The 15624-nt window shown below is 64.1% G+C and carries 15 protein-coding genes; 9 read left to right on the top strand and 6 right to left on the bottom strand.

Annotated features, from left to right (window positions below; genetic code table 11):
* The first annotated feature begins 292 nt into the window (after window positions 1-292).
* From Bsp3421_RS19500 to Bsp3421_RS19520, 5 genes are all read left to right on the top strand, one after another.
* Window positions 293-3001, top strand: a complete 2709-nt coding sequence (locus Bsp3421_RS19500; RefSeq protein WP_274002524.1) for an AAA domain-containing protein — start codon at window positions 293-295, stop codon at window positions 2999-3001.
* A 308-nt stretch (window positions 3002-3309) separates the two neighbouring features.
* On the top strand, window positions 3310-4056 hold the full coding sequence (locus tag Bsp3421_RS19505; protein WP_274002526.1) for a glucose 1-dehydrogenase: 747 nt from the start codon (window positions 3310-3312) through the stop codon (window positions 4054-4056).
* A gap of 150 nt (window positions 4057-4206) precedes the next feature.
* Window positions 4207-5064, top strand: a complete 858-nt coding sequence (locus tag Bsp3421_RS19510; RefSeq protein ID WP_274002527.1) for a DJ-1/PfpI family protein — start codon at window positions 4207-4209, stop codon at window positions 5062-5064.
* Window positions 5065-5192: 128 nt separating this feature from the next.
* Window positions 5193-5657, top strand: coding sequence for a YybH family protein (locus tag Bsp3421_RS19515; RefSeq protein WP_274002529.1), 465 nt, complete (start codon window positions 5193-5195; stop codon window positions 5655-5657).
* A gap of 136 nt (window positions 5658-5793) precedes the next feature.
* Complete coding sequence (locus Bsp3421_RS19520) at window positions 5794-6462, top strand: DJ-1/PfpI family protein (protein WP_274002530.1); 669 nt, start codon at window positions 5794-5796, stop codon at window positions 6460-6462.
* Window positions 6463-6491: 29 nt separating this feature from the next.
* Here the strand turns inward: Bsp3421_RS19520 and Bsp3421_RS19525 are convergent, their stop codons facing one another.
* Both Bsp3421_RS19525 and Bsp3421_RS19530 read right to left on the bottom strand, forming a co-directional pair.
* The gene (locus Bsp3421_RS19525) at window positions 6492-7439 is read right to left on the bottom strand and encodes a GlxA family transcriptional regulator (protein WP_274002532.1); all 948 of its coding nucleotides are present in this window, start codon (window positions 7437-7439) and stop codon (window positions 6492-6494) included.
* A 72-nt stretch (window positions 7440-7511) separates the two neighbouring features.
* On the bottom strand, window positions 7512-8765 hold the full coding sequence (locus Bsp3421_RS19530; protein WP_274002534.1) for a lipoprotein-releasing ABC transporter permease subunit: 1254 nt from the start codon (window positions 8763-8765) through the stop codon (window positions 7512-7514).
* 394 nt (window positions 8766-9159) lie between these two features.
* Between Bsp3421_RS19530 and Bsp3421_RS19535 the strand changes: the two genes are divergently transcribed.
* Window positions 9160-9585 carry a hypothetical protein gene (locus tag Bsp3421_RS19535; protein ID WP_274002535.1) on the top strand — a complete coding sequence of 142 codons (426 nt, stop codon included), beginning with the start codon at window positions 9160-9162 and terminating at the stop codon, window positions 9583-9585.
* Window positions 9586-9612: 27 nt separating this feature from the next.
* On the opposite strand, the gene Bsp3421_RS19540 is transcribed toward Bsp3421_RS19535, so the two are convergent.
* On the bottom strand, window positions 9613-10419 hold the full coding sequence (locus Bsp3421_RS19540) for an AraC family transcriptional regulator (protein WP_274002536.1): 807 nt from the start codon (window positions 10417-10419) through the stop codon (window positions 9613-9615).
* Window positions 10420-10688: 269 nt separating this feature from the next.
* On the opposite strand from Bsp3421_RS19540, the gene Bsp3421_RS19545 reads away from it, so the two are divergent.
* On the top strand, window positions 10689-11195 hold the full coding sequence (locus tag Bsp3421_RS19545) for a DUF1993 domain-containing protein (RefSeq protein ID WP_274002537.1): 507 nt from the start codon (window positions 10689-10691) through the stop codon (window positions 11193-11195).
* A gap of 44 nt (window positions 11196-11239) precedes the next feature.
* Window positions 11240-12226, top strand: coding sequence for an aldo/keto reductase (locus Bsp3421_RS19550; protein WP_274004281.1), 987 nt, complete (start codon window positions 11240-11242; stop codon window positions 12224-12226).
* Between the two features lie 18 nt (window positions 12227-12244).
* Here the strand turns inward: Bsp3421_RS19550 and Bsp3421_RS19555 are convergent, their stop codons facing one another.
* Together Bsp3421_RS19555 and Bsp3421_RS19560 are read right to left on the bottom strand one after the other, a co-directional pair.
* Window positions 12245-13414 (bottom strand): M20 aminoacylase family protein, encoded by a 1170-nt coding sequence (locus tag Bsp3421_RS19555; RefSeq protein WP_274002538.1) that lies wholly within the window; start codon window positions 13412-13414, stop codon window positions 12245-12247.
* Window positions 13415-13441: 27 nt separating this feature from the next.
* Window positions 13442-14671, bottom strand: a complete 1230-nt coding sequence (locus tag Bsp3421_RS19560) for a diaminopropionate ammonia-lyase (RefSeq protein ID WP_274002540.1) — start codon at window positions 14669-14671, stop codon at window positions 13442-13444.
* Window positions 14672-14847: 176 nt separating this feature from the next.
* On the opposite strand from Bsp3421_RS19560, the gene Bsp3421_RS19565 reads away from it, so the two are divergent.
* A complete protein-coding gene (locus tag Bsp3421_RS19565) occupies window positions 14848-15339 on the top strand; it encodes an Lrp/AsnC family transcriptional regulator (RefSeq protein WP_274002541.1) in 492 nt (163 codons plus the stop codon).
* Window positions 15340-15342: 3 nt separating this feature from the next.
* Here the strand turns inward: Bsp3421_RS19565 and Bsp3421_RS19570 are convergent, their stop codons facing one another.
* Window positions 15343-15543 (bottom strand): hypothetical protein, encoded by a 201-nt coding sequence (locus Bsp3421_RS19570; RefSeq protein ID WP_274002542.1) that lies wholly within the window; start codon window positions 15541-15543, stop codon window positions 15343-15345.
* Window positions 15544-15624: the final 81 nt, after the last annotated feature.

The following is a 15624-nucleotide window of genomic DNA, read 5'->3' on the forward strand; positions in this document are numbered from 1 at the left end:
CCTGTTTCCAGCGCGAGCCCGTTGACCCGATGCGTCGCAGCCCCGCTGCTACGATTCTGCATGTCCCTTTCGATCGCGGCGGCGAGTAAGTCGCGATATCCCTGAAGTGAATAAATCCCATTGATACGGTTGTCGGAACACCGACAGGGCCGGCCTTTTCCGAAGGTGGCGGATGCCCTGCTTGTCGTGTCAAGACGAGACACCCGGCCACAAGCCTTTTACCCTGCGCGACGTTTACAATGGAAAACACATGATGTTTTTATGCTTCGAATAATGCGTGCATAAGGATCATATGATTTCCATTTACGTGGATGACGAGGATAGAACTCGGCAAATCGTCGACTGGACGATGCGCTTCAATTCCAAGGGCGGCGAGTTGACGCTGACTTGCCATTTTCGTTCCGGCAAGACGTTTAGCCGCCCGATCGACAATTGCCGGATTGAGCCCACCGAGGTGGTGCAGCAAAAGCTGTTGTCTAAAAAGGGCGGCGTGTCGTTCGGCCCCATCGACCAGGCGGTGATCTATGGCGGAAAGTACGCCGCTGTCCAGTATCGAGGACAGCCGAAGGTCTACCTGATGAGCGCGGACGAAATAACCTTCAGCGTGGAGACGGAACTGAAGGACAGCGAGCTATTCCACTATTTCCTCGACGTGGCCAACGCTCGGATCGAGCAGGCCAATTCGAAAGACAAGAAGGCGATTGCCGAGAACGTTCTGAATCAAATGCGCAAGATCGTTCCACATGAGGACACTGCGCTGCACGCCTACTGCACGGGCCGGAATCGGGCGCGTGATCCTGCCGGGGGCTTCATTTACCCGTTCGGCGTCAACGCAAGCCAGCTCAAAGCGGTGGAGCGGGCCTTTTCCTCGCAGATCAGCCTGATCGAAGGCCCTCCGGGAACCGGCAAGACACAGACGATATTGAACATCGTCGCCAACATCGTGTTGCGCGGAAGCACCGTGGCCATCGTGTCCAACAACAACGCGGCCGTCGGAAACGTTTACGAAAAGCTCGGCAAGGCCGGGTTGGATTACGTGGTTGCCAGGCTGGGGAGCGTGGACAATCGAGCCGAGTTCTTCGATGAGCTGCCCGCCGTGCCGTCGGACGCCATCGAGCCCGGGCCGGGTATGGCGCGCCTTCAAGACGTCCTGCAGCGTCTCAAGCAATATCTTGAGGCCCAGAACACGGCAGCGCGGCTTCAGGCCGAGATCGACGAACTGCACATCGAGCGGCGCTATCTGCAGCAATGGCAGCGTGAAAACGGCGTGGCGTCACCGGTCTCACTGGACAAGTACAGATTGTCCCCCCGGAAGTCCTCGGATCTGATGGCTTACCTGTCCCATCTTGCCGAGCGTCGCGTCACGCTCAAGGACAGAATCGAGCTGTTGCTCAATTTCAGGGTCCTGCGCGTGAAACCCTTCGACGATTGGGAAAAGCGCAAGTCCGTCATCTACGCGTTGCAACTCCACTACTACGAGAAGGCAGTGCTGGACAGGGAGTCGGCCCTTGCGGCGCATCGGGAGGCGCTGGCGGCCGGCAACGTCGATGCATTGCTCGATGAACTTGTCAGTGGATCGATGGCGCATTTCAAAAGCCATCTCCAACGACATGTTGCGCATCAGGAGGGATTCGATGCGCAGAACTATCGCCGTCAGTTCGACGCCTTTGTGAAGCGCTTCCCGATTATCGGCAGCAGCACCCATTCCATCGTCAATTCGATCGGAGCAAACGTGCTCCTCGACTATGTCATCGTCGACGAGGCTTCGCAGCAGGACATCGTTCCAGGGATCCTGGCGCTGGGCTGCGCACGCAATCTGATCATTGTCGGCGACAGGAAGCAGCTTCCGCATATTCCGGCGAATCTCGGCATCGGTGCGCCCGCCCAGTTCTACGATTGCGATCGGTACAGCCTGCTCGACTCATGCATCGGCGTTTTCGGGCAGGCGCTCCCGGTAACGCTGCTGAAAGAGCATTACCGCTGCCACCCGAGAATCATCCAGTTCTGCAACCAGCAGTTTTACGACAATCAGTTGGTTCCGATGACGCAGGATGCCGGCGAGACCTCGCTGAAGCTGATCGTCACCAGCAAGGGAAACCACACGCGCAACAACGCGAATCGCAGAGAACTCGATTCATTGCTCGAAACGCTCAAGTGGGATGGCGAGCGTGACTGGGATCCGGCGCACGGCAGGGGCTTCATCGCGCCTTACAACGCTCAGGTCGCGCTTTCCCGTGCGCACCTGCCTGACGATTTCGTGAAGGACACCGTGCACAAGTTTCAGGGCCGGGAGTGCGAGGAAATCGTCTTTTCCACGGTGCTCGACAAAAAGCACGGCAGCCAACAACGCTTGAGCTTCGTGGACGATCCTCACCTGGTCAACGTGGCGGTATCGCGGGCCAAGCACGCATTCACACTCGTAACGGGCGATGACGTCTTTGCCGAGAACAATCAGCACATCGCCGCGCTGGTGCGCTATATCGAATACTACGCGGACGACAGGCAGATTCATCGTGCGCCCGTCGTGTCGGCTTTCGATCTGCTCTACAAGGAATACGATCAATCCTTGGAGCGACTCAACGCAAGGCTGCGATCGAGCGATTCGCGCTACAAGTCGGAACAGATCGTGGCGCAAATACTGCGGGATACGTTGTCCCTTGATACGTATCGATCGATCACGTTCTATTCCCAGATCGCCTTGATCCAGGTGGTTTCATCGACAGACGAGGCATTCACGTCTCAGGAGCGCGATTTCATGCGAAATCGCGCCAGCTGCGATTTTGTGCTGTATTTCAAGGTGGGGAAGGTGCCGCTGGGCGTGATCGAAGTGGATGGAGGCTCCCATGACCAAGCACCACAGGCGAGGCGGGATGCATTGAAGGACAGCATCCTGGGAAAAGGCGAAATCCCCTTGTTGAGGTTGAAGACCGTCGAGAGCCACATCGAGGAAAAGATTGCGGCCTTTCTATCTCAGTGGGTGAGCAACGGATCGAGCGCCTGACGGAAGACGGGGAGCGCGCTCACCTCGACAGGCGCGGTTTCCGCGAATCGCCAAGCCGCCGCGTTGCCTGCCGCACCGGCGTGATATTCCCGATGACGTCGTTTCCATGCGACCTCGCGAACACGGGATAGAGCCCGATGCCATTGGGTCCCGTTGATTCATCGTATGACGCTTTTTAAGGGTTATACGTCCTTTGAGTCATTCACCTCAAGTTCCATAATTTGCTCACGAAATCAAGCCGGGCCACGCGCCGCCGCGCGTTGAATCCCCGGCTTGATCCCTTGCGACGCAGAGAAAGGAACATGAACATGAGGCTCAAGAACAAGTCGGCTTTGATCACCGGCGGGACGAGCGGCATCGGTCTCGCCACGGCCAAGCTCTTCATTGCGGAAGGCGCCCGAGTGGCCGTGACCGGCCGCGACGAATCCGTCTTCGAGCGCGTGAAGGCCGAACTCGGCGAACAAGCACTCGTCCTCAAGGGCGATGTCCGTTCGATCCAGGACATGCGGGCGATCGCCGCCGAGGTGAACGCGCAGTTCGGCGGCCTGGATGTCGTATTCGCCAACGCCGGCTGGGCTTTCCCGTCCGCCATCAACGACATCGACGAAGCACGCTATGACGAGATCATGGACATCAACGTCAAAGGCGTGGTGTTCACGCTTCAAGCGGTGCTGCCGGACTTGCGCGAGGGCGCCTCGGTCATCCTCAATACCTCGTTCGTCGCGCAGACCGGCAAGCATGGCATCTCGTTGACCGCGGCGGCGAAGGCCGCGGTGCGATCGCTTGCCCGCAGCTGGTCCTACGAGTTTCTCGACCGCAAGATCCGTTTCAACGCGATCGCGCCCGGCGCGATCAACACGCCTCTCATCACCAAATGGGGCATGTCCGACGAGTGGGTCCGCGACCGCCGGGCCGAATTCTCCCAGGCGATTCCGGTGGGCCGCTTGGGCCAGGCCGAGGACATTGCCTACGCGGCACTTTATCTCGCCAGCGACGAATCCTCCTATGTCGTCGGCACCGAACTGGTCGTCGATGGCGGGGCCTCGCAGCTTTAAGTCTTCGCCGGCCGATTTCAGTCCCCGCACGTCATCGCGGCAATCCCAATCCCAGGCAAACGCTCGCCAGGCTGCGCGTCGTGGCGGTTTTTCAATCTGGCCCAACCCGGCTGCGCTTGCCCAGGGGCCAAAGTGCAAGGAGAAGTTATCTTGACCGACCGTAGCAAAAACAATGCCTCTGGCGAGCCTCTCGGCAGGGCAGGTCATTCGCGCCGCGATGCGCTCAAGTTTGGAGGCGTCGCCGCGTTCGGCGTCGTGCTGGGCGGCGGCGCCTTGCTTTGCCGCACCGCGCCCGTCGTTGCGCAAGAGGGAGCCAGCCAGGGCGAGCTGGCGCCGCACGATCCCTTCAACATTCTGATCGTCAATTACGACGGCGGCACGCTGCTTGATTTCGCGGGCCCCAGCGAGATTTTTCACCGGTTGCCGAATACGCACGTTCGCTATGCAAGCCTGAATGGCGGCAACGTGACCCTCGAGTTCGGGGTGGTTTACGGCAAGACCGAACGACTGGCCGATATCAAGCAGACCGACCTGATCCTGGTGCCCGGCGGATCGGATTTGTCGGTGCCGATGCGCCCGGAATATCTCGCGCAGATTCGGCGTCTGGCTGACGGCGCCAAACACGTCACGTCGGTTTGCAACGGATCGCTCGTACTCGCCGCAACGGGCATTCTCAAAGGCAAGCGAAGCGCCTGCCATTGGGCCTTCATCAACAAGCTGTCCGAATATGGCGCGATCGGTGTTCCGGAGCGTTTCGTCGAGGACGACAACGGCCGCTTCATGAGCGGCGGCGGCGTGACGGCGGGCATCGACTTCGCACTGCGCGTTGCCGCGAAGATGCGAGGTCGACAAGCCGCCGAATTCACGCAACTCGCGATCGAATACGATCCTGCTCCGCCGTTCCATTCCGGTCATCCCAGGGATGCACGGCCGGAAGTCATCGCGATGGTCGACAAGGATCTGCCCGGCGCGTCCAGGGGCCTCGCGCGGATCCCGGGCGTTCGCTGAAATGCATGCGGGCAATGCGTGCGAGGCCACTCGCCGGCCTCGGTCGAGGCGACAGCCGACATTGCCTGCTTGATCTGCCCGAGTTGATTTACCTCCCTTCAATCCAAGCAAAAATCGGAACTCCACACATGCAACAGATTCGTCTTTGTGCGGCTGTCCTTGCCGCCTGCCTGTCCGTTTCCGCATTCGCCGCGCCGGCAGTTGCCGGTCGTCCCCAAGCTCGAATCGAGGCGGCGATCAAAGCCGAGAATGCCCGATGGGCGGAAGCCTATGCGCGCGGAGACTATGAGGCAGTGGGCCGCCTGTACACGAAAGACGGCTCGCTCCTGCCGCCCGGCGGCGACAGAATCACGGGTGCCGGCGCAATCACGGCGTACTTCACCAAGCTGGCTGTCGAATCGAAGCCCGACACCGTATCGTTCAGCAATGAAGAGTTTTACGGCGACGATCGGGTCGTGACGGAGGTTTCGGATGCGGAGATCCACGACCAGGCCGGCAAGCTCAAATATCGCGGTAAGCAAACGCTCATCTTCTTGAAGCAGGGCGGCGCGTGGAAGTTGCATCGCGATATGTGGAACGATGCAGCGCCCTGAGTGAAGTCGGGGCAACCGTCTTTCCCGATGTCGACCTTATCACCCGAGCATGGTCGACGCCCGATCAGTCCATGGAACATGAGGTGCAAGGAGTATGGCGGCGATTCCTGAGCATAGGCGTTTGGAGATTGGCGGCTTGATCTTCCCGAACATGGACCAATGCGATTTCACGGGCCCCTTTGAGGTGCTGTCGCGCGTGCCGAACTCGACTTTCCACACCGTGTGGAAGGACAAAGGTGTTGTGCGGGATAGGCGAGGCTTGCAGCTGGTCCCGGACACTGTGTTCGACGAAGCACCTCAGTTCGACGTGCTGCTCGTTCCGGGCGGGTATGGTCAGGAAGAAGCCGCAGCCGACGAGGTCGTTCTTGCATTTATCCGTGAGCAAGCCAAGCGCGCCGTGTATGTGTATTCGGTATGTACCGGCGCGCTTATCTGCGGCGCTGCTGGCTTGCTGCATGGCCGGAAGGCGACAACCCACTGGACGGCAATGGAAGCGCTGCCGTTCTATGGTGCCATCCCCAGCCATGACCGCGTCGTTGTCGACGGCGATTACGTGAGCGCGGGCGGGGTGACATCGGGCATCGACGGCGCGCTCATCCTGGCCGCACTGCTGCGTGGAGATCGGGCGGCCAAGGAACTTCAACTCTACATGGCCTACGACCCGCAGCCGCCGTTTGATTCGGGCTCCCCGGCGAAGGCATCGGCTGAGGTCCTGGGCGCCGTTCGTGCGCGTGCGCGGGGCATCACCGAACAACGCCTGGCCAGCGCTCGCAAGTACGCGCACCGGGCCTCAAGTCCTGTGTAACGACGCATGGCGTACCCGCCGTGGATCGATCAGCGGTTGCCGACGAGCCGGCTCTCGCGTCGAATCGATTGTGGCGGATGCCCATACAGTTTGACGAAGGCTCGCCGCATGCGCTCCGGATCGGTGAATCCCACGGCCAGCGCAATCTGTTCGATCGGCTCGCTACCGTCCTGCAAACGCAGTCGCGCCGCTTCAACCCGCAGACGCTCGACCGCCTTGGCCGGCGTTTCACCCGTTTCCCGGCGAAAAGCCCGCCCGAATTGTCGCGGACTCAAACTCGCGGCATCTGCGAGTCGTTCGACAGGGAGTGCTTCGGCCAGATGTTCCCTGGCGAAGTTCAGCGCGATGCGGATGCGGTCCGATTCCGGGTCCATCTGCGACATGGCGGAGAACTGGGACTGGCCGCCGGGTCGGCGATACGGAACCACCAGGAGCCGGGAGACGGTGCGGGCCGTTTCCGGGCCCATATCCCGTTCGATCATGGCCAGTGCCAAGTCGATTCCGGAGGCGATGCCTGCCGACGTCCAGATGTGGCCGTCCGCGATATAGATGCTATCGCCCTCGACACGGGTGCGAGGGAAGCGGGACTGCAATTGGGCGGTGTATCGCCAGTGCGTTGTCGCTCGGAGTTCGTCCAGCAGGCCGGCTTCCGCCAGCAAAAATGCCCCGGTGCACACGCTTGCCACCCGTGACGCCTTGGCGCTCAATTTCCTGGCGGCGGCGATGTTTTCCGGTTCCTGCATCGGATCGATGTCGCCGCCCACGAAGATGACCGTGTCAAACGCGCGTCGTCCGATCGGCTTTGTTTCGATCGGAAGACCGGCATTGCCCAGAACCGACCCTCCCGCCTGCGAGATGACGTGAAGCTCATAGGGCGTGTGGCCGGCGGCCGTGGCGACCTGATTGAACGCCGAGAGGGGGCCGGCAAGATCGAGCGCATCGTAGCCGCGGCAAACGAAGAATCCGATTCGATGCATGATGAGGTCGCCAACCGAAAGCCCTGGGATGTCCTAGTTTAAGGGAAAGTCGGAAATAGAGCCATGCCTCGCTCACTCATACCGCAACGCCTCCGCCGGCTTGACCCTCGCCGCGCGCCAACTCGGATAAAGCGTGGCGACCGACGACATCAGGAACGCGAGCACCGCCACCTCGACCACATCGGACGCCACTAGCTTCGACGGCAGCTCACTGAGGAAATAAACGGACGGCGTCAGGAACTGCACGCCGATCGCACGCTCGATCGCAGGCAGCAGCCAAGGAATGCTCCACGACACCACGCAGCCGAGCACCACGCCCGCGAGCGTGCCCACCAAGCCGATCGTCATGCCCTGGATCGCGAAGATCTTCGTGATCGAGCCCGGCTGCGCGCCGAGCGTGCGCAGGATCGCCACGTCGCCTTGCTTTTGCGTGACCGTCATCACGAGCGACGACACGAGGTTGAACGCCGCGACCGCGATGATCAGCATCAGGATCACGAACAGCATGCGTTTCTGCAATTGCTCGGCGATGAACCACGTGCGGTTCTGCTGGGTCCAGTCGCGGATGTAGAGATCGCCGGACAACGAGCGCGACAATTCCAGCGCCACATCCGGCGCGCGATCGAGATCAGCGATGCGCAGCCGCACGCCGGTCGGCGCGGGGCGATTGAACAGGTTCTGCGCGTCTTCCAGATTGATGAACGCGAGCGCGCTGTCGTATTGGTAGTGCCCGGATTCGTACGTGCCGACCACCCTGAACTGCTTGAACTGCGGCAGGAAATTGCTGAGCCTGGTCGAGCCGCCCGGCGCGAAGAACGTCAGTCGATCGCCGACCCGCACCTGCAGGCTGGCCGCGAGCGGCACGCCGAGCACGATCCCCAGTTCGCCCGATGCGAGCGCATCGAGACGGCCCGTCTTCATATCCTTCGCGATGTCGGACACCTGCGGCTCGCGTTGCGGATCGATGCCGCGCAATGCGACGCCCGTGATCTTGCCGCCGTGCCTGAGCAGCACCTGCGCCTCGACGTACGGTGCGGCGCCCTTGACCGCCGGATTGCGCAGCGCTTCGCCGGCGGTCAGCGTCCAGTTCGGCATCGCGCCTGTCGGCGAGAAGATCTCGATATGCGCGAGCACCGACAGCATGCGGTCCCGCACCTCGTTCCGGAAGCCGTTCATCACCGACAGCACGATGATCAGCGCAGCCACGCCCAGCGCGATGCCGGCCATCGAAACCGTGGCGATGAACGAGATGAAGCCGTTGCCGGTCGTGCGTTTGCCGGCGCGCGTGTAGCGCAGGCCGATCTGCCATTCGTACGGGAGTTTCAAGCGATGTCCTCGGGGCGCGTCTGTCTAGCAAGGGAGGCATTCTAGCGAAGATCGCTGGCGGGCGAGGTGGGGTTGGGGAGGGCGCGAAACGCACGCAGGCGGGACCCAAGGCTTGATTGAGCGAAGTGGGCGAGGGGATGGCGCAGACAGGTACACCCTCATCCATTCCGGAAACGACGGCAGGAACGCGCGCCCTGGATTGACCGCTTTTAGCGATTCATTGGCCGAAGAAAAAAATAACGATTCTCATTCTCAAAATAAGATGACGAGCCACGGCGGCATCCGCTCGCGATAGCCCGGAGGGCTCGAGAATCGATCCGGGGTTCAGCCACCGAGGCATTGAGCGTGTCAACCGCGAAGCGACCACCGCCGCCCAACTTTCCAGGAGCCCAGCATGACCCTCGACTCATCCCAGTTCCGTCTCCACGACCTCAGTCAATTCCCCATGTGCCTGTTCCGTTCGACCGAGGCCACGGAAGGCTACGCGTCCACCTGGATCGCGGAAATGGAGGCGCTCGTCGCGGCGGGCAAACCCTTCACGGTGGTCTATCAAGCCCTGGGCGACGAAGCCCACGAAGACCGCAAGCAGCGCGGCCTCTGGCTGAAGCGGAACAAGGTCGAACTGGGCGCGGTTTGCCAGGCCACGATTACCGTCGAACCCGACGCGAAGCGTCGCGCCGAACTCGAAGCCTGGGCGGAGGGCGCGGTCAAGGCATTCGGCATCCCGCACAAGGCGGTTCCCACGCTGGCCGACGCGGCCGCCGTCACATTGGAACTCTGTGTCAACGACACACGCGGCCACGCACCCGCCGACGCCTGACAGCAAGCCCCGGCCGACTCGCGGCATTCACTCATCCCGCCCCTGGGCAATCGACGCAAAATACTTCGCCGGCGGTTTGCCCAGCGCCTTCCTGAACATCGTGATGAACGCGGTAACCGAGTCATAACCGAGCATATCGGCCACGCGCTGCACGGTCTGCCCGGCCGCAAGCTGATGCAGCGCGACCATCAGATGCAGCTGCTGCCGCCAGCGCCCGAACGTGAGCCCCGTCTCATCGCGCACGAGGCGGGCGAGCGACCGTTCGCTCATCGCGACGAACTTCCCCCATTCCGCGAGCGTGCGCCGATCGGCCGGGTCGTCGGACAGCGCCTTGGCGATCCTCTTCATCCTCGGCTCGTCCGACGTCGGCAGATGCAGATGCTCGACAGGCATCCGAGCCAGTTCCTCCAGCAAGACCCCGACGAGCCGCCCGGTCGGCCCCTCGGCCGCATAGTCGGGCGGCTGCGCGGCCATATGCAGCACCAGTTCGCGCACGAGCGGGGTGATCGCGAGCGTGCAGCAGCGCTCGGGCAGCGGCGCAGCGCCGGATTGCACGAACAGGTGGCACATGCGCGCGTTCGCGGTGGCGCGGATGCTGTGCGGCGTGTTGCCGGGCACCCAGACCGCACAGGTCGGCGGCACCATCCAGATGCCGTTCGGCACTTCGCAGGTCACGCCGCCCTTGAGCGCGAGCACCAATTGCCCGTGCCTATGCTGATGCACGGGGAATTCGCGCTTGTGATCGACGGCCTCGACATGCATGCCGACGGCGGGCCCGGGCACGGACGTGAGGTCGAACGACGGACGGGAGGGGTCGAGTGGACGGGCGGCCATGACGGCAGGATTCAGCGATTTCCAGCCATTCTATTGGGATTCGCCTCGCGCGCCTATGCTCGCCGGCCGCGAACAAGCACCGCGTCACCCGACGCACCCGCCTGCGGGCGCCACGCCGCCCGCCCGACGGCAAGGCACCCGAAAGCCAGCCCGAACCCGCCACCCGCCCGCCGTCCCGCGTCAAGCAGCCCATCCCGATCCGCACTATCCTACGGGGCGGCGCGGTACCCACCGCGCCCCCAGTCATTCAAACAACAGGAGAGGTTCCCATGTCGCTCTCGATGTATGAAGTCTCGGTTCCCGTGCTCAAACGCGGGTTGTCCAGTCTGTCGGGCTTGCTCGACAAGGCCGATGCGCACGTGCGGGAACGCGCGATCGAGGCGTCCGCGCTGCTCGACGCGCGTCTCGCCGACGACATGTTTCCGTTCGTGCGCCAGGTGCAGATCGCGAGCGACGCGGCGAAGGGCACGGGCGCGCGGCTCGCGGGTCTCACGCCGCCCTCGTTCGAGGACACCGAAGCGAGCCTCGCCGATCTGAAGGCGCGCATCGCGAAGACGATCGCCTTCCTCGACACCCTCACGCCGGCGCAATTCGAAGGCAGCGAGTCGCGCACGATCGAACTACCGATGAAGCAGGGCACGCTGACGTTCGACGGCAAATCCTATCTGCTGGGCTTCGCGCTGCCGAACTTCTATTTCCACGTGACGACGGCCTACGACATCCTGCGTCAACAAGGCGTCGCGATCGGCAAGCGCGACTATCTGGGCGGCCTGTAACGCGGGCCGTCGACATCCACCTACGTATCAAGGAGCGCACCGTGCTGGGCAAACGCAAGCTGGGCCGCCAGGGCCTGGAAGTCTCGACGATCGGACTCGGCTGCATGGGCATGAGTCACGCCTACGGCACGCCGGACGATACGGAGTCGATCGCGACGCTGCATCGCGCGATCGATCTCGGCTGCACTTTTCTCGATACGGCCGAGATCTACGGGCCGTTCGCGAACGAGGAACTGCTCGGCCGTGCGCTGGCCGGCCGGCGCGACGAGGTCACGCTCGCGACCAAGTTCGGTTTCCTGATCGATGACGGCAAGGCGGCCGGCACCGACAGCCGTCCCGCGCATATCCGCGAGGTGGTCGATGCGTCGCTCAAGCGCTTGCGCACGGATCGGATCGACCTGCTGTATCAACATCGCGTCGATCCGGCCGTCCCGATCGAGGACGTCGCGGGCACGGTGAAAGACTTGATCGCGGCCGGCAAGGTGCTGCACTTCGGCCTGTCGGAAGCGGGCGAGGACGTGATCCGCCGCGCGCATGCGGTGCAGCCGGTGTCGGCGCTGCAAAGCGAATACTCGATCTGGGAACGCAACCTGGAAGTGCGCATCCTGCCGGTGCTGCGCGAGCTGGGCATCGGGCTCGTGCCGTTCAGTCCGCTGGGGCGCGGCTTCCTGACGGGGCTCGCGAAGCGCGCCGACGAATACGGCGAGCGCGACTTCCGCGCGAGCCAGGATCCGCGTTTCCAGCCGGAGAACTTCGATGCGAACCAGCGGATCGCGGCGCGGGTGGCCGAGATCGCCGCCGCGCGCGGCGCGACGGCCGCGCAGGTGGCGCTCGCATGGGTGCTGCACGCGGGCGGCGATGTCGTGCCGATTCCGGGCACGAAGCGTCGCACCTACCTCGAAGCCAATCTCGCGGCCGCCGATCTCGCGCTGACGCCCGATGAACTGGCGCGTCTCGACGCGGTGCTCGACGAAATCGGCGTGTCGGGCGCGCGCTACACCGCGCGCGGCCTGTCGATGGTCAACCGCTGAACGGCGCGGCGCGCCGGCTCACCGGGGCAGTTCGAGGCGCGCGAGCGCCGCGAAGTAGCGCGCGCCCGTCGTCAGCACATCGTCGTTGAAGTCGTAGGTTGCGTTGTGCAGCGGCGTGCCGCCCGGCTGGTCGGGCGCGCCGTTGCCGATCAGCACGAACGCGCCCGGCACCACCTGCAGGAAGGCGCCGAAATCCTCGGAAATCATCAAGGGCGCGAGGTCGCCGTCCACCCGTTCCGGGCCGACCACCTCGCGCGCCGCGGCGAGCGCGATCGGCACGCACGCGGGCCAGTTCACGGTCGGCGCGAATTCATGTGTGTAGTCGACTTCGCACTGCGCGCCGTGCAGCGCGCACATCCCCGTCGCGATCTCGCGGATCCGCCGCTCCAGCAGCGCCTGCACGTCGGGCGCGTAGCTGCGCGTGTCGCCCTTGATCACGACATGCGTGGGCGTCGCGTTGCGAATCCCGTCGGTGATGAATTCGGTGCAGGACACCACGGCGCTCATGCCCGGATCCAGGTTGCGCGCCACGATCGTCTGCAGCGCCAGCACGACCTGTGCGCCGATCACGAGCGGATCGACGCCCGTGTGCGGCCGTGCCGCATGCGCGCCGCGGCCGCGGATGCGGATCGTGAAGTTGTCCTCGCTCGCCATGATGCCGCCCGCGCGCGTCGCGATGTGGCCGGCGGGCAGGCCGGGCAGGTTGTGCGCGCCATACAGCGCCTCGATGGGGAAGCGCTCGAACAATCCGTCCGCGATCATGGCTTTCGCGCCGCGTCCATGTTCCTCCGCCGGCTGGAAGATGAAATGCACGGTGCCGTCGAAGTCGCGGCGCTCGGCGAGCAGGCGCGCCGCGCCGAGGATCATCGCCATGTGGCCGTCGTGGCCGCACGCGTGCATGGCGCCCGGGAACGTCGAGGCGTACGCGCGGCCCGGCGCGTCCTCGGTGATGGCGAGCGCGTCCATTTCGGCGCGCAGGCCGATCGCGCGCGGGCCGTCGCCGGCCCGCAGCGTCGCGACGAAGCCGGTGCCGCCGATGCCGCGCTCGACCTCCAGTCCGAGCGCGGCGAGGATGTCGGCCGCATAGGCGGCGGTGCGCTGTTCCGCGAAGCCGGTCTCGGGATGGCGGTGCAGGTGATGGCGCCATTCGACCAGTTGCGCGCGCAGGTTCGTGTCCTCGTGATACATGCGACCTCCTTCCTGGGTGAGGGAACGTCAGGCCGCGGCGCGCACGCGCCAGGCTTGTTGACGGCGCAATACCGATTCGGCGGCCTCGCCGGTCAGTTCACGATACACGCTCGGCGCGGTGGCGCCCTCGGTGTTGACGAGCAGTACGCGCGAGGCGGCGTCGAGTTCGAGCTGCGCGGCGGCGGCCGGGTCCGCGCACAGCGCGATCAGGCCCGCGAGTCCTGCCGCGCCCGATTCGCCGGAGACGATCGGGATGTCGAGCGTGTTGCCGGCGGCGAGCATGCGCATCGCGATGCCGGCGTCCTGATCGTCGATGGTCAGGAAGGCGTCGATGCTGTGTTCGAGGAAATCCCAGGCCAGCGGCGACGCCGCGCCGCACGCGAGGCCGGCCATCACTGAATCGACGCTGCCGAGCGTGTGCGCGGCGCGGCGCACGCGCGCGCTTTGCAACAGGCAGTCGGCCTGCTGCGGTTCGACCACGATGAAGCGCGGGCGCTGCGCGCCGTGGTATTCCCACAGATAGCTCGCGATCCCGGCCGCGAGGCCGCCCACGCCGCCCTGGATGAGCACGTGCGTGTGGGACGGCGCGTCGGCGCGCGCGCCGGTCTGCTCGACCAGTTCGGCGGCGATCGTGCCGTAGCCCTGCATCACGTCGCGCGGCACGGCTTCGTAGCCGTCGTACGAGGTGTCGGACACCACCTCCCAGCCGTTGCGCGCGGCGAGCCGCGCGGCTTCGGCGACGGACTCGTCGTAGTTGCCGGCGATCCGCACGATGCGCGCGCCGAACGCGGCGATCGCACGCTCGCGTTCGGCGTCGACGCGCGCATGCAGCACGATCACGCAGCGACAGCCGACGCTCTGCGCGGCGGCGGCGAGCGCGCGACCGTGGTTGCCGTCGGTCGCGCTGATCACGGTGAACGCGCTCAGCGATTCGCGGTGGCGGCCGGTGATCAGGTCGACCGGGGTGTAGCCCGCGCGCGGAAAGCGGCGCATGACGAGCCGCAACAGCGCGATCGGCGCGCCGAGCGCCTTGAAACTGCCGAGCGGCGAGCGCACGGATTCGTCCTTGAGGTCGAGCGCCGCGAGGCCCAGCGTATGCGCGAGGCCCGTCAGCGGGTAGAGCGGGGTGGCGTCGGGCAGCATGCGATCCCAGTGCGCGAGCCACGCGCGGCTCTCATGCGCGCGGGCGATGTTCAGGATGGCGGCGAGGGCGGCGGGATAGGGCGCGCGATGCGCGGCGGGGTTGACGATCAGCATGCGGGACTCCGAAAGAACGGGCGCAGCAGGGATCTCGCTGCCGCCCGGTTGAACCGATTAGGAATAATATTGCGCAATTGATTCGTTTTTTTCGCGTTGTAGCCGATCGATTTGCAACGTTTTTGCAATTTTGGCCGGCTATTCACGATTCGATTGTTCCTGCCGAGACTTTCCCGATGCCGACCGACCTCGACGCGTACGACCGCAAGCTGCTCGCGGAGCTGCAACAGGATGCCCGCCTGCCGCAGGGCGAGCTGGGCGAGCGTGTGAATCTCTCGGCCGCGGCCGTCAATCGGCGGCTGAAACGTTTGCGCGACGAGGGCGCGATCGAGAAGTACACGGCCGTGATCGCGCCCGACGCGCTCGGTTATCCGTTGACCGTGATCGTGGAGGTGGAAGTCGAGAACGAGCGGATCGACCTGCTCGATGCGATGAAGCAAACGTTTTCGGCCTGTCCGCAGGTGCAGCAGTGCTACTACGTCGCGGGAGAGTGGGATTTCGTGCTGGTGCTCGCGGTGCGCAGCATGGAGCAGTACACCGAGCTGACACGCGCGTTGTTTTTCGGCAGCAACAACGTGAAGCGCTTCAAGACGCTCGTCGCGATGAGCCGCGTGAAGACGGGCTACGGCGTGCCGATCGATATCGATGCCCCGCCCGACGGGGCTTGAGCGTCAGAAGCTCATGCGGGTGCCGCATCCGCCGGCATAGCCGCCGTTGGTGCCGGCGCCGCCGCAGAATACGCCGCAGCCGGACAGGACGAAGGCCAGCGCGAGGGCAGCGGCGGCGAGGCGAAGGCGGTATTTCATCGCGAAAAAGGTTCGTTTACCTGAGCAAGCGGAGGGTTTGCCGGCAAGGATACCGTCTTTCGCCATCGCGAGTCCGAATCTGGAGCATTTGCTCGACAGGGGGTGGAGTTCGGCGGATCCCCTGCTAGAATCCGCATGCCGCATTGT

The sequence above is a fragment of the Burkholderia sp. FERM BP-3421 genome (assembly GCF_028657905.1).
In the GTDB taxonomy this organism is placed as follows: domain Bacteria; phylum Pseudomonadota; class Gammaproteobacteria; order Burkholderiales; family Burkholderiaceae; genus Burkholderia.

Coding starts and splice junctions, on each gene's coding strand:
- Bsp3421_RS19500 (WP_274002524.1), top strand. CDS start 293: ATGATTTCCATTTACGTGGATGACGAGGATAGAACTCGGCAAATCGTC.
- Bsp3421_RS19505 (WP_274002526.1), top strand. CDS start 3,310: ATGAGGCTCAAGAACAAGTCGGCTTTGATCACCGGCGGGACGAGCGGC.
- Bsp3421_RS19515 (WP_274002529.1), top strand. CDS start 5,193: ATGCAACAGATTCGTCTTTGTGCGGCTGTCCTTGCCGCCTGCCTGTCC.
- Bsp3421_RS19525 (WP_274002532.1), bottom strand. CDS start 7,439: ATGCATCGAATCGGATTCTTCGTTTGCCGCGGCTACGATGCGCTCGAT.
- Bsp3421_RS19535 (WP_274002535.1), top strand. CDS start 9,160: ATGACCCTCGACTCATCCCAGTTCCGTCTCCACGACCTCAGTCAATTC.
- Bsp3421_RS19540 (WP_274002536.1), bottom strand. CDS start 10,419: ATGGCCGCCCGTCCACTCGACCCCTCCCGTCCGTCGTTCGACCTCACG.
- Bsp3421_RS19545 (WP_274002537.1), top strand. CDS start 10,689: ATGTCGCTCTCGATGTATGAAGTCTCGGTTCCCGTGCTCAAACGCGGG.
- Bsp3421_RS19555 (WP_274002538.1), bottom strand. CDS start 13,414: ATGTATCACGAGGACACGAACCTGCGCGCGCAACTGGTCGAATGGCGC.
- Bsp3421_RS19560 (WP_274002540.1), bottom strand. CDS start 14,671: ATGCTGATCGTCAACCCCGCCGCGCATCGCGCGCCCTATCCCGCCGCC.
- Bsp3421_RS19565 (WP_274002541.1), top strand. CDS start 14,848: ATGCCGACCGACCTCGACGCGTACGACCGCAAGCTGCTCGCGGAGCTG.
- Bsp3421_RS19570 (WP_274002542.1), bottom strand. CDS start 15,543: ATGGCGAAAGACGGTATCCTTGCCGGCAAACCCTCCGCTTGCTCAGGT.